Genomic DNA, 13,194 nt, shown 5'->3' with positions numbered 1-13,194 from the left:
GAACGTGGCCTCTCGGCGTACACGGAGCGGCTCAGCCGCCTGACTTGCGCCGGAACATCTGCTGCGCCTTGGCCGGGCCGTGGGCGCCGTGCACCTTGGTCCGCTCGTGGTCGTCGGTGACGTCCTTGCCCCCGTGCGCGTGCTTCTTGTCGAGCGCCGCCCGGAACTTGGCCTTCATCTCCTCGCTCGGGCCGCTCGGCGCACCATCCTGCTTCGCCATGTCGGAACCTCCTGTGCTGTCGCGCCGTCTCCGGCCCTCGTTGGTCTTCGTCGTCATTGTCGACCCTGTCAGCGAACGTGCGCCGGGTCCACTCGATTGCCCCCGACGTCCTGTCGAGCCGGAGCGCCGGGTGGCCGGCCCGGGCTCCTCAGGCGTCACCCTGGCGGCGCCGTCTGCTCCACTCCCGCATCCGGTTGGGGTAGCCGGTCTGGTTGACGTCGTAGACAGGGATGCCGAGCTTCTGGCTGATCTCGAAGCCCTCCTTTGCAGAGCCGACGGCGCGGCGCGTCCACTCCCCGTCCCAGGCGATGAGCACGATGGTCGTCGTCGTGACGCTGGTGGCCGGCTCGACGTAGGCCTCGACCCCGAGCCGCGAGTCGACGAACGAGCGCAGGTGCTGCTCGACCGCCTTGCGGTCGATCTCCATCTTCGGCCCGTCGGAGCGGCCGGCGCGTCTCGCGCCGCTGCGGCCGCCGCGCCGTGAGAACCAGCCCATGGCCGCACTGTAACGGCGTGGAGGCGTGCAGGCGGCCGGAGCACGCCGGCAGCCGTGACCTGCCTGTGACGTCCTTCTCGATCAATGACAAGATGCTCCTGCACCCCAGACCTCCACGGTCGTCCCCATGCCCGCCCCTGCCACGGCACTGTGCGGGTTCGACCGCGGCAGCACGCGACTCACCCGAAGGAGCACATGCACATGCCGGCTGATGCCGCAGGCGACTACGACGTCGTCATTCTCGGTGGAGGGTCCGGCGGCTACGCCTGCGCCCTGCGGGCGGCAGAGCTGGGCCTGTCCGTCGCGCTCGTCGAGAAGGGTCGCCTCGGCGGCACGTGCCTGCACCAGGGCTGCATCCCGACCAAGGCGCTGCTCCACGCAGCGGAGGTGGCCGACGTCGCCCGCGAGGGCGCGTCCTTCGGCGTCAAGACCACGTTCGAGTCGGTCGACATGTCGGGCGTCAACGCGTACAAAGACGGAGTCATCAGCCGCCTGTACAAGGGCCTGCAGGGCCTGGTCAAGGCCGCGAAGATCGACTACGTCGAGGGCGCCGGCGTCCTCGACGGCCCGCACACGGTCGTCGTCGGCGACCGTCGCGTCACCGGCCGCAACGTCGTGCTCGCCACGGGCAGCTACGCCAAGTCGCTGCCCGGGCTCGAGATCGGCGGCCGCATCATGACGAGCGAGCAGGCCCTGGCCATCGACCACGTCCCGGCGCGCGTCGTCGTCCTCGGCGGCGGCGTCATCGGCGTCGAGTTCGCCTCCGTCTTCAAGAGCTTCGGCTCGGAGGTCACGATCATCGAGGCGCTGCCGCGTCTCGTGGCGGCCGAGGACGAGGCCATCAGCAAGCAGCTCGAGCGCTCGTTCCGCAAGCGCAAGATCGCCTTCAAGACCGGCGTGCGGTTCGCCGGCGCCACCCAGCAGGGCGACGTCGTCTCGGTCTCCCTCGAGTCCGGCGAGACCATCGAGGCCGACCTGCTCCTCGTGGCGGTCGGCCGCGGCCCGGTCACCGACGGACTCGGCTACGAGGCCGCCGGGATCACCGTCGACCGCGGCTTCGTCCCCACCGACGAGCGGCTGCGCACCAGCGCCCCGGGCGTCTACGCGGTCGGCGACATCGTGCCGGGCCTGCAGCTGGCCCACCGCGGGTTCGCCCAGGGCATCTTCGTCGCCGAGGAGATCGCGGGCCTCGCGCCGGCGCCCATCGAGGAGAGCGGGATCCCGCGCGTCACCTACTGCGACCCCGAGATCGCGAGCGTCGGTCTGACCGAGGCGCAGGCGCGCGAGCAGTACGGCGACGTCGCCACCCACGAGTACAACCTCGGCGGCAACGGCAAGTCGCAGATCCTCGGCACGCAGGGCTTCGTCAAGCTCGTGCGCCAGGTCGACGGGCCGGTGGTCGGCGTCCACATGATCGGGGCCCGGATGGGCGAGCAGATCGGCGAGGCGCAGCTCATCGTCAACTGGGAGGCGCACCCCGAGGACGTCTCCGGTCTCGTCCACGCACACCCCACGCAGAACGAAGCGCTCGGCGAGGCACACTTGGCCTTGGCGGGTAAGCCCCTGCACGCACACGCTTGAGCCAGAAACTGGGAAGAGGAGAGAACACGTCATGTCAGAACGCGTGACCATGCCGGCCCTGGGTGAGTCAGTCACCGAGGGGACCGTCACCCGCTGGCTGAAGAACGTCGGTGACCGCATCGAGGTCGACGAGCCGCTGCTCGAGGTCTCGACCGACAAGGTCGACACGGAGATCCCCTCCCCCGTCGCTGGCACCCTGCAGGAGATCCTCGCGCAGGAGGACGACACCGTCCCCGTCGGCGCCGACCTCGCCGTCATCGGCGACGGCGCTGCTCCTGCCGGTGGTGGCGACGCCCCCGCGGCCGAGGCCGCCCCGGCAGCCCAGGATGAGGCCGCACCGGCCCCCGAGGCGCCGAGCGTCGACCAGGAGCCCCAGCCCGCCACGAGCGAGCCCGAGGCCGCACAGGCCCAGCAGCCGCAGGCGGGCGCGTCGTCGTCCGAGGGCGGTGAGGGCCAGACGGTGACCATGCCCGCGCTGGGCGAGTCCGTCACCGAGGGCACCGTCACGCGCTGGCTCAAGGCCGAGGGCGACGAGGTCGCCGTCGACGAGCCACTCCTCGAGGTCTCCACCGACAAGGTCGACACCGAGATCCCCTCGCCCGTCGCCGGCACGCTGACGAAGATCCTGGTGCAGGAGGACGACACCGTCCCGGTCGGCGCCGACCTCGCCGTCATCGGTGGCGGCGCGCCTGCTGCCGCCGAGGCGCCCGCCCCGGCAGCTGAGCCCGAGCCCGAGCAGGCACCCGAGCCGGAGCCGCAGCAGGCTCCCGAGCCCGCCCGCCCGGACACGCCCGCGCCGGCTGCCGCGTCCCAGGCCGCCGAGACGCCCGCGCAGGCTCCCCAGGCACAGGAGTCCGCTCCCGCTCCGGCCGGCAAGCCGGCCGACGCCGAGCGCCCGCCGGCCCAGCAGTCCCCCGAGGCGCCCGAGGCGCCGGCCGCAGCACCGGCCCCGACGCCGTCGCGTGACGACGCCGCCGCCTACGTGACCCCGCTCGTGCGCAAGCTCGCCGCGCAGCACGGCGTCGACCTCGGCTCCATCACCGGCACCGGTGTCGGCGGCCGCATCCGCAAGCAGGACGTGCTCGACGCCGCCGAGGCCGCCAAGGCCCCGGCGCCCGCCGCCGAGCAGCCGGCCCCTGCTGCTGCGCCCGCCGCTCCTGCCGCGAGCACGCCGGCGGCCTCCGGCACCGTCTCGCCGAAGCGCGGCACCCGCGAGAAGATGAGCCGACTGCGCAAGGTCATCGCCGCCCGCATGGTCGAGTCGCTGCAGGTCTCGGCGCAGCTGACCACCGTCGTCGAGGTCGACCTCACCAAGGTGGCCCGGCTGCGCGCCCGCGTGAAGGACGAGTTCGAGGCTCGCGAGGGCACCAAGCTGAGCTTCCTGCCGTTCCTCGCCCTCGCCGCGACCGAGGCGCTCAAGGCGCACCCGATGGTCAACGCGAGCATCGAGGGCGACGAGGTCGTCTACCACGGCACCGAGAACCTCTCGATCGCCGTCGACACCGAGAAGGGCCTCATCGTCCCGGTCGTCAAGAACGCCGGCGACCTCAACATCGCGGGCCTCGCCCGTGCGATCGCCGACGTGGCGGCCCGCACGCGCAGCAACAAGATCACGCCCGACGACCTGGCCGGCGGCACCTTCACCATCACCAACACCGGCAGCCGCGGCGCGCTGTTCGACACGCCGATCATCAACCAGCCGCAGGTGGCGATCCTTGGCACCGGCGCGATCGTCAAGCGCCCTGTCGTGGTCACCGACGCCGACGGCGGCGAGACCATCGCGATCCGCTCGATGATGTACCTCGCGCTCTCCTACGACCACCGCATCGTCGACGGGGCGGACGCCGCCCGCTTCCTCGCGACGATGAAGGCCCGTCTCGAAGAGGGCCAGTTCGAGGCCTGAGCCTGCCAACACCGGGACGTCACGAGGAGAAGCACATGACGAAGCGCGTCGCCATCACCGGGTCCTCCGGCCTGATCGGCGGCGCGCTTCGTCGTCACCTCGCGGAACGCGGCGACGAGGTCGTACGCCTGGTGCGGCGTCGCCCGTCCGGGCCCGGAGAGGTGCAGTGGGACCCCTCCCACGGCACCCTCGAGCCGGGTGCGCTCGACGGTGTGGACGCCATGGTCAACCTGGCGGGCGTCGGCATCGGAGACCGCCGGTGGAACGCCGAGCACAAGCGTGAGGTCGAGCGCTCCCGCACCGACGCCACCGGCACCGTCGCGCAGGCGCTCGTCGCGCACCGGGACCGCACCGGCGAGGCCGTGCGCCTCGTCAATGCCTCCGCCGTCGGCTACTACGGAGACCGGGGCGAGGAGCGCCTGACAGAGACGAGTGAGCCGGGTCGGGACTTCCTCTCCGGGGTGGTCGTGCGCTGGGAGGCGGCCGCATCCCCTGCGGTCGACGCCGGCATACCCGTGGCGTTCACCCGCACGGGACTGGTCATGTCGCCCGACGGCGGCGCCTTCGAGCAGGTGGTGCGGCTCGGCCGCCTGGGCCTCGGCGGCCCGATGGGTTCGGGACGTGAGTGGTGGCCGTGGATCACCCTCGTCGACGAGGTGCGCGCCCTCACCCACCTCATCGACCGCCCCGACCTGGTCGGGGCGGTCAACCTCGCGTCCCCCGGGGCGGCCCGGCAGCGCGAGATCGCGGCTGCGATCGGACGGGCCCTGTCGCGTCCGGCCCTTGTGCCGGCGCCGCGGTTCGCCCTGCGCGCCGTGGTCGGCGAGTTCGCCGACTACATCACCGCCAGCCAGCGCGTCGAGCCCGCCGCCCTGCTGGCCTCGGGGTTCACCTTCGAGCACTACGACCTCGACAGCGCCGTCAGGTGGCTGGTGCAGCGCTGATGTCGCTGATCCGCCAGCCCTGACTGCCGCGCTCGAGCGTGAAGTCGAGCTCGCGCCCCTTGTCGGCCGGCTTGCCCGTCCTCGTCCGCCCGCCCACGACGACGACGTATGCCGTCCAGTCGACCCGCGCGCGCAGCACTGCCCTCGTGGGTGAGCCGGAGACGAACCGAGCCTCGGCGACCTCGAGATGCAGCCCCTCCCACCGGGTGTCGGCCTTCACGAGCGCGCCGACGAGCTGCTGGTCGCTCACCAGGCTCGGCGAGCCGGGGGCGTGGACGGCTCCGAGCGCCCGTGCGTCGCGCGCGCCGAGGACGGTGGCGCGTCGGTCGCTCAGGGCCTGGAGCACGTCCTCGGGACGGCTCGACGGGCTGGCAGGGTCCCGCAGGAGGGCATCGGGCGCGGCACTGGCCGTGGTTGCCGCGGCTGCCACGGGCGAGCTGGGCGGCGCGGAGGCCGTCGTCACCGATCGCCCGGTCGATGATCCGGGCTGCTGCCCGGCGAACGCCCAGCCAGCCGCCGCGAGCAGTGGCACGACCACGAGGGCCGACACGGCGGCGGGACGCGGCCACCGCAGTGACCGGGGCAGGGACGCCCACCGGGGCCACACCAGCCGGCCCGACCAGCGGCGTGCGCTCCGGGGGCCAGGTGGGCTGGGCGGCCCGTCGTCGGCCTGGGCACGCAGGCGGCGGGTCAGGGCGGCAGCAGGGTCGACGTCGACGACGACTTCCACCGGTTCGGGCGTGGCGGCGTCGTAGAACAGACGGGCGAGTCCTGCCGCGCTCGGCCGGCGCTCGGGCTCCGGGTCGATGGCGGCTGCGACCACCGGAGCCAGCTCGGGTCCGACGTGGCTGACGACCGTCTCGGGGTCGAGTCGCATCATCGTGTCGGGAGCCCCGTTGCCGGTCAGGCAGAACCACGCGACCGCGCCCAACGCGTACACGTCACTCGCGTCGCCGGCCGGGGACCCCAGGCGGACCTCCGGAGCCACGAAACCGTCCGTCCCGTGTACGGCACCCGGGACGGCACCGGCGATCCGGACGGCGCCGAGGTCGAGCAGCACGGGCCGACCCTCGGGCGTCACCATGACGTTGGACGGCGAGATGTCGGAGTGCACCCCGCCGGCCGCGTGCAGGTGTGCCACGGCCTCGCAGATCGGCGTCAGCACGGTGACCACCTCGCCGGCGCGCAGATGGCCACGGCTGCGGACCATCCCGCCGAGCGCCGCGCCCGTGACGAGGTCGAAGACGAGCGCCTCTCGCCCGTCACGGAGCGGCACGACGGAACGCAGTGGGACGAGGTGGTCGTGCTGCACGGCCAGCAGGACCTGCTGCTCGGCGAGCGACTGCTGGGCGTACCCCGCCTGACGGCCCCGGCGCGGCACCTTGATGGCGACCCGGCGCCCCGTCGGGTCCGTCCCCGACCACACCACGGCCGAGGCCCCGGCGCCGATGACGGCATCGACGCGGTGTCCTGGGACCTGCGGCCGGTCGCTCTCACCCACCTCGTTGCTGCTCACCCGTTCATGCAAGCAGGGGCCACCGATGACGCGTGCGCGTCATCCACAGACCGCGGACGCAGGCGTCCCGGCGTCCGGCGTCAGGTGCTCACTGCGTCAGGTGCTCACTGCGTCAGGGCGTCTGCCCGGGTGTCACGACGTCGACGGTGCGTCCGTCGCGCGCGCTGATCCGTGCGGCGTCGAGGACGGCGAGGACGTGGACCGCATCGCGCGGGTCGACGGGCATCGTCGCCTGCGGGTCCGAGGACGTCACCGCCGCCGCGACGGCACGGTAGAAGTTCGCCTGGTCGGCATCGGTGACCACGGGACCCGGGACTCGCTCGTCACCGCGCACGACCCAGCCGACGGCGTCCCTCTCGTTCTCGAACTCGCGGAAGGCGCTCACGTCGTCGAACTGGCGCCCGATCACGAACGAGCCGGCCGAGCCGTTCACGCGCGCGCGGGGCCCCGGGGCGCCGTTGACCGAGCTGGCCATGACGTGGCTGACGACGCCGGAGGTGTGACGGCAGGCGAGGAAGGTGTCGTCCTCGGCCACGGTGGTCCGGGCATCGACCTCCGCGTAGACGGACTCGATCTCGCCGTGCAGCAGCACCGCCTGGTCGACGAGGTGCGTCTGCAGGTCGAGCAGCAGGCCACCGCCCTCCTCGGCCGGCACCTGCTCGCGCCAGCGCTGCTTGGGCACGGGTCGCCAACGGTCCCAACGGTATTCGGCACGCCAGATGTCACCCACGAGCCCCTCGTCGCGGACGACGCGCAGCGCCGCCAGCTCGGGGTCGAAGCGGCGGTTGTTTAAGACCGTCAGCGGGACGCCGTGGTGGGCCGCGAGGTCGACGACGGCGAGCGCCTGGCTGGCGTCGACGCCGAGGGGCTTGTCGACGACGACCGGGAGCCCTGCGGCGATGACGTGCTCGGCCTGCTCCGCGTGGACGCCGCTCGGCGACGCCAGCACGACGAGGTCGAGGCCGTCGACCGCGAGCAGCGTCTCGAGGTCGGGCACCACCTCGGTGCCCGGGAGGTCGGCGCGTACCTCGTCGGCTCGCGTGGCGTTCGACGTCGACACGGCAGCGACGGTGAGCCCGGCGCGGACCAGGAGCGGGGCGTGGATGCCGCGTCCGGCCGAGCCGTACCCGACGAGTCCGACACGCAGGTGAGGGGCTGGGGACGGTTCCGTGGCAGGCATTCCGGCATCGTATGCCGCCCGGCGTAGGCTGCTCGCATGCGCTTCGTCCACCTCGGCCTCGACCCGGACTTCGTCGACTACGAGCAGGCCTGGCAGATCCAGCGCGAGACGCACGCGAGGGTGGTCGCCGGCGAGGAGCCCGACACCGTCTACCTCCTCGAGCACCGAGCCGTCTACACGGCCGGCAAGCGCACCGAGCCGCAGGAGCGGCCCAAGGACGGCACCCCGGTCATCGACGTCGACCGCGGCGGCAAGATCACGTGGCACGGCCCGGGGCAGATCACCGGCTACCCCATCGTCCGTCTCCCGGCCCCGATCGACGTGGTCGGCTACGTCCGGCACATCGAGGAGATGATGATCCGGGTGTGCGCCGACTTCGGCGTCGAGGCCGGCCGCGTCCCCGGAGAGAGCGGCACGTGGATCGCCGAGGACGACCGGGGCCCCCGCCGCAAGATCGGCGCGATCGGGATCCGCGTGAGCCGCCAGGTCGCGATGCACGGCTTCGCGTTCAACTGCAACCCCGACCTGTCCTGGGGCGACGTCATCATCCCCTGCGGCATCGTGGGCGCGGGCGTGACGTCGCTGTCGTTCGAGCTGGGCCGCGACGTGCCTGTCACCGAGGTGCTTCCCCACGTCGAGAAGCACCTCGCCGACATCCTGCCGACCCTGCGACCCAACCAGCGCGTCCTCACCTGACGTCGGCCGCTCACCCCTAGGGTGTGGCTCACAGCCGACTCTCAGGGGGAGAAGCCATGGACGTCGCCGTCCGCACCGTCAACCTGCGCAAGACCTATCTGAGCCGCGGCCGTCGCCGGGTCGCGGTCCAGGGCCTGTCGATGACCGTCCCGCTCGGAGGGGTGCACGGATTCCTCGGCCCCAACGGGTCGGGCAAGACCACGACGATCCGGATGCTGCTGGGCCTCGTCCGCGCGGACTCCGGTTCGGCCGAGATCTTCGGACACCGGATGCCCCGACAGCTGCCGGCGGTCGTCGACCGGGTGGGCGCCATCGTCGAGTCGCCGAAGTTCTTCCCGACGTTCACCGGCCGGCAGAACCTGCGCCTGCTCGCCGACGGCATCGGCGCGGCGCCGGGCCGGGTCGACGAGGTGCTCGAGGCAACCAGGCTGGGCGACCGTGGTCGCGACCGCTTCTCGGGCTACTCGCTCGGGATGAAGCAGCGTCTGGCCATCGCCGCGACGCTCCTGAAGGACCCTGAGCTGCTGATCTTCGACGAGCCGACCAACGGCCTGGACCCCGCCGGCATCCGGGAGGTGCGTGACACGATGAGATCCCTTGGCGCACAAGGCAGGACGGTGCTCGTCAGCTCACACCTCCTCAGCGAGGTCGAGCAGGTGGCCGATACGGTGTCGATCATCGGCCACGGTTCGCTGCTCGCAGAGGGCCGCGTCGCCGACATCCTCGGCGGCACGGCGGCGGCGCAGGTGAGGGTCGGCGTCGCCTCGCCCGAGCGCGCCGCCACGGTGCTGGAGGCCGAGGGCTTCGGGGTGCAGCGGGACGGCGAGCACCTCGTCGTCGCCGCCGACGACCCGTCGGCCGTCACGCGTGCCCTCGCCGGACACGGTCTCTTCGTCAGCGAGCTGACACCGGTGCGAGCCGACCTCGAGTCGGCCTTCCTCGCCCTCACCGCCGACGAGGGACTGGGGTCGGAGGCCGACCGGCATGCCGGGAACGCGACGGAGGGAGCGGCATGAGCCAGGACACCCTGCTGGGCGAACCCACTCGAGCCTCCTCGGTCCCGCGACCGCGCGGCACGTCGTTTCCCGGCCTCGTCGCCGTCGAGTTGCGCCGGCTCTGGTGGCGCCGGCTCACCCGGATCGCCCTGGTCGGCGTCGTGCTCTTCGTCGGCTTCGCCTCCTTCGCCGCCTTCCAGGACACCCGACCTGCGACGATCGCCCAGCGCGTGGCCGACTACAACCGGATGGTCGCCGACATGAAGCAGCAGCTCGACGCCATGCCGGCGGCCGAGCGCCAGGCCCAGGTCGACGAGTGCCGCAAGCAGCAGGCACAGGCCCAGTCGCAAGGTGGCGGTCCGGGGGCGGACTTCGGCTGTGACCAGATCAACCAGCCGCCATCGCTCTCGCAGTTCGGGCTCGTGAACACCTCCCGCACCGAGATGACCCGGAGCATCGCCCACGAGGGCGTCTACCTCTTCGGCTTCCTCGCCTTCCTGCTCGGCGCGAGCTTCGTGGCGGCCGAGTTCGCCTCGGGCGCCATGGGGACGTGGCTCACGTTCTGCCCGCAGCGGCTGCGGGTGGCGGCCTCCAAGCTGGTCGTCGCCGCCCTCGGCGGCCTGGGCATCGGCGCGGTGGCCGTCGGCCTCACGGCGCTCGGCGCCTTCGTCGTGACGACGCTCAACCGTCCGGACAGCTCGCTCAACCTCCCCGAGGCACCCGCGAACTCCGACGACCCGCTGGTGCTCGCGCTGCTGCGGGTGGTCCTCGTCGTCGCCCTGGGCGGGCTCGGGGGCGCGGTCCTGGGCCTGCTCGCGCGGGCCACGGCCGGCGTCATCGGGGTCGTCGCGGGGTATGCCGTGCTCGTCGAGGGGTTCATCGCCAACGGCGTGCAGGGCGGAGCGCTGCAGCCGTGGCTGGTGCGCCTCAACGTCGACGCCTTCGTCGGCAAGGGCGCCACCTACTTCGTCAACACCTGCGGCCCCGACGGCTGCCAGGGCACGCAGCACACCCTCGGCTACACCCACGGGTGGGTCTACCTCCTGGTTCTCACCACCGCGGCGCTCGCCGCCGCGCTGGTCGTCTTCCGCCGGCGGGACGTGGGCTGACCCGTCGGCTCGGCGGGACGGCATACGTCGGCTGTCGTATGCCGTCCGCCAGCGGCGGCGCCACCCCGGCCCGTCCGGGGTTGTCGGCGGTTGGGCGTAACCTGTGCGGAGCAGCCAAATCCCACCAAGGAGCCCGTGTGTCTGTCGTTCCCGACGGCCGTCGTCTGCTGCGCGTCGAGGCGCGCAACGCCGAGACCCCCATCGAACGCAAGCCGTCCTGGATCCGGACGACCGCCAAGATGGGGCCGGAGTACACAGCCCTGCACTCGATGGTCAAGAGCGAGGGCCTGCACACGGTGTGCCAGGAGGCGGGCTGTCCCAACATCTTCGAGTGCTGGGAGGACAAGGAGGCCACCTTCCTGATCGGGGGTGACGTCTGCACCCGGCGCTGCGACTTCTGCGACATCGCCACGGGTCGTCCGACCGCCCTCGACCTCGACGAGCCCCGACGAGTGGCCGAGTCCGTGGCCCGGATGGGGCTGCGCTACTCCACGGTCACGGGCGTCGCGCGCGACGACCAGCCCGACGGCGCCGCCGGTCTCTACGCCGAGACGATCCGCCAGATCCACCTGCTCAACCCCAACACCGGCGTCGAGATCCTGCCGCCCGACTTCGGCGCCAAGCCCGAGCTCGTCGGGCAGGTCTTCGACGCCCGCCCCGAGGTCTTCGCCCACAACCTCGAGACGGTGCCGCGCATCTTCAAGCGCATCCGTCCGGCGTTCACCTACGACAAGTCGCTGAAGGTGCTGACGATGGCGCGGGAGGCGCAGCTCGTCACCAAGAGCAACCTGATCCTCGGCATGGGCGAGACCGACGTCGAGATCGAGGAGGCCATCCGCGACCTGCACGACGCCGGCTGCGACATCCTCACGATCACCCAGTACCTCCGCCCCTCCAAGCTGCACCACCCGATCGACCGCTGGGTCAAGCCGGAGGAGTTCGTCCACTGGTCCGAGGTCGCCGAGGACATCGGCTTCAAGGGCGTCATGGCCGGGCCCCTGGTGCGCTCCTCCTACCGCGCCGGGCGCCTCTGGGCCACCGCGATGCGCAAGTGGGGACGCGAGATCCCCGAGCACCTCTCGCACCTCGCCGAGGCCGCCGAGTCCCCCGCCCGCCAGGAGGCGGCGTCGTTGGTGGCGCGCTCCCAGAGCGCCGTATCCTGAGCACCATGGCACGCAACAAGGACGGCGACACGAGCTCGTCGGAGAAGAAGCAGGGACGGCTGTCCCAGGTCCGTGACGTCTACCGGATCTCCAAGCAGGCTGACCCCGCCATCGGCTGGTACATGCTGCTGTCGTTCCTCGTCGTCTTCGGGGTGCTGCTCGTCGTCGGGTTCATCGTCAAGCTGCCGTGGATCTTCGGCATCTTCGGCGTGCTCTTCGGCATCCTCGCCGCGACGATCATGATGAGCCGACGCGCCGAGCGAGCCGCCTACACCCAGATCGAGGGCCAGGCCGGTGCCGCCGGCGCTGCCCTGACCTCCATCCGCCGCGGCTGGTACACCGACCGCGAGCCGGTCGCGGCCGATGTCGCCCGCCCGGGCGACATCAACTCCGCGGCGATGGTCTACCGCGCCCTCGGCCGCCCCGGGGTCGTCCTCGTCGGCGAGGGCCCGACCGGCCGCGTGCAGAAGCTGCTCGCCGCCGAGAAGAAGCGGGTCGAGCGCGTCGCCCCGGGCGTCCCGGTCACCACCTTGCGGGTCGGCTCGGGCGAGAACGAGGTGCCCCTGCCCAAGCTCGCGAGCAAGGTGCAGCGCCTCAAGCCGCAGATCACCAAGGACGAGATGGCGATCGTCAACAAGCGCCTCAAGGCACTCGGTGGTCTCCGCGCTCCCCTGCCGCCCGGCGTGGACCCCACGAAGGCCCGCATGGACCGCAGGGCGCTGCGCGGCAAGTAGTCCGACGTATGCGGAAGGGCCGGCTCCTCGGGGAGCCGGCCCTTGCGCATACGGCCCGGCTCAGCGGAGCCGGACGATGACGGTGCCGGGCACCTTGTCATGCAGGCCCCGGCCGTCGCGGTCCCAGACCACGGCTGGGATGAAGAGGCACAGCAGGACGGTCCGCACGACGGCCTGCAGCGGCAGCACCCGGCCGGTCCCGCCCAGCGAGCGCACCTGCAGTCCCATGATCCGGTGGCCGATGGTGAAGCCGACGGTGCCCACGAGCAGCAGGTGCATCACGGCGAACACGCCGAGCACGACGAAGCCCTGGGTCCCCGAGGCCGGTGGCTGCGAGAAGGGCAGCGGCACACCGAACAGGCCCCGGGCGATGAGCGAGGCGATGGCCCAGTCGATGAGCACGCCGACCAGCCGGATGCCGAAGCCGGCGATCGAGCCCGGCCCACTGCGAGGCAGCCCGAGGTCGCGCCCCCGGTACTCCTCGTCGGCACGCGTGCGCGCTCGCGGTCCCTGCAGCCACGAGCCCATGTCCTTGCGGTCCACCACGGGTCCAGCGTAACGAGACACCGGCCGTGTGCCATGGCCGCCCCCGCCCGCCGTAACACCGGCGAAACATCGGGGTCATTGCGGAGAAATCGGCGATCGGTAGTGTCGAGC

Annotated in this window: 13 protein-coding genes; 8 read left to right on the top strand and 5 right to left on the bottom strand. The window is 72.2% G+C overall.

Going from position 1 to position 13,194, the window contains the following annotated elements; genetic code table 11:
• Positions 1-31 precede the first annotated feature (31 nt).
• Together ABD241_RS05425 and ABD241_RS05420 are read right to left on the bottom strand one after the other, a co-directional pair.
• Entirely contained in the window at positions 32-220 is a 189-nt protein-coding gene (locus tag ABD241_RS05425; RefSeq protein ID WP_142186897.1) for a DUF5302 family protein, read from the bottom strand.
• 148 nt (positions 221-368) lie between these two features.
• Positions 369-716 (bottom strand): hypothetical protein, encoded by a 348-nt coding sequence (locus ABD241_RS05420; protein WP_344059197.1) that lies wholly within the window; start codon positions 714-716, stop codon positions 369-371.
• Positions 717-917: 201 nt separating this feature from the next.
• Between ABD241_RS05420 and lpdA the strand changes: the two genes are divergently transcribed.
• Genes lpdA through ABD241_RS05405 form a run of 3 tightly spaced genes read left to right on the top strand, consistent with a single transcriptional unit; the run spans position 918 to position 5,144 of the window.
• A complete protein-coding gene (lpdA, locus tag ABD241_RS05415; RefSeq protein WP_344059195.1) occupies positions 918-2,297 on the top strand; it encodes a dihydrolipoyl dehydrogenase in 1,380 nt (459 codons plus the stop codon).
• Positions 2,298-2,328: 31 nt separating this feature from the next.
• Positions 2,329-4,200, top strand: a complete 1,872-nt coding sequence (gene sucB / locus ABD241_RS05410; RefSeq protein WP_344059193.1) for a 2-oxoglutarate dehydrogenase, E2 component, dihydrolipoamide succinyltransferase — start codon at positions 2,329-2,331, stop codon at positions 4,198-4,200.
• Positions 4,201-4,235: 35 nt separating this feature from the next.
• Complete coding sequence (locus ABD241_RS05405) at positions 4,236-5,144, top strand: TIGR01777 family oxidoreductase (protein WP_344059190.1); 909 nt, start codon at positions 4,236-4,238, stop codon at positions 5,142-5,144.
• On the opposite strand, the gene ABD241_RS05400 is transcribed toward ABD241_RS05405, so the two are convergent.
• Positions 5,122-6,660, bottom strand: a complete 1,539-nt coding sequence (locus ABD241_RS05400) for a serine/threonine-protein kinase (protein WP_344059188.1) — start codon at positions 6,658-6,660, stop codon at positions 5,122-5,124. The genes ABD241_RS05405 and ABD241_RS05400 overlap by 23 nt on opposite strands.
• Positions 6,661-6,772: 112 nt before the next feature.
• Positions 6,773-7,840: a Gfo/Idh/MocA family protein gene (locus ABD241_RS05395; protein WP_344059186.1), complete on the bottom strand. Its 1,068-nt coding sequence runs from the start codon at positions 7,838-7,840 to the stop codon at positions 6,773-6,775.
• Positions 7,841-7,876: 36 nt separating this feature from the next.
• Between ABD241_RS05395 and lipB the strand changes: the two genes are divergently transcribed.
• From lipB to ABD241_RS05370, 5 genes are all read left to right on the top strand, one after another.
• A complete protein-coding gene (gene lipB, locus ABD241_RS05390; RefSeq protein ID WP_344059184.1) occupies positions 7,877-8,536 on the top strand; it encodes a lipoyl(octanoyl) transferase LipB in 660 nt (219 codons plus the stop codon).
• Positions 8,537-8,592: 56 nt separating this feature from the next.
• Positions 8,593-9,552, top strand: a complete 960-nt coding sequence (locus ABD241_RS05385) for an ABC transporter ATP-binding protein (RefSeq protein ID WP_344059182.1) — start codon at positions 8,593-8,595, stop codon at positions 9,550-9,552.
• Positions 9,549-10,640 carry an ABC transporter permease subunit gene (locus ABD241_RS05380; protein ID WP_344059180.1) on the top strand — a complete coding sequence of 364 codons (1,092 nt, stop codon included), beginning with the start codon at positions 9,549-9,551 and terminating at the stop codon, positions 10,638-10,640. Before ABD241_RS05385 ends, ABD241_RS05380 begins: the two co-directional genes overlap by 4 nt.
• 137 nt (positions 10,641-10,777) lie before the next feature.
• Positions 10,778-11,803: a lipoyl synthase gene (gene lipA, locus ABD241_RS05375; protein WP_344059178.1), complete on the top strand. Its 1,026-nt coding sequence runs from the start codon at positions 10,778-10,780 to the stop codon at positions 11,801-11,803.
• 5 nt (positions 11,804-11,808) lie between these two features.
• Positions 11,809-12,537, top strand: coding sequence for a DUF4191 domain-containing protein (locus ABD241_RS05370; RefSeq protein ID WP_344059176.1), 729 nt, complete (start codon positions 11,809-11,811; stop codon positions 12,535-12,537).
• 60 nt (positions 12,538-12,597) lie between these two features.
• Here ABD241_RS05370 and ABD241_RS05365 read toward each other — a convergent pair whose 3' ends face one another.
• On the bottom strand, positions 12,598-13,083 hold the full coding sequence (locus tag ABD241_RS05365) for an RDD family protein (RefSeq protein ID WP_344059174.1): 486 nt from the start codon (positions 13,081-13,083) through the stop codon (positions 12,598-12,600).
• Between the last annotated feature and the right edge of the window lie 111 nt (positions 13,084-13,194).

Origin of the sequence: Terrabacter lapilli (assembly GCF_039531305.1) — a bacterium.
GTDB lineage: Bacteria > Actinomycetota > Actinomycetes > Actinomycetales > Dermatophilaceae > Terrabacter > Terrabacter lapilli.
The sequence above is the reverse complement of the archived record's forward strand: the minus strand, read 5'-3'. Positions and strand labels throughout refer to the sequence as shown.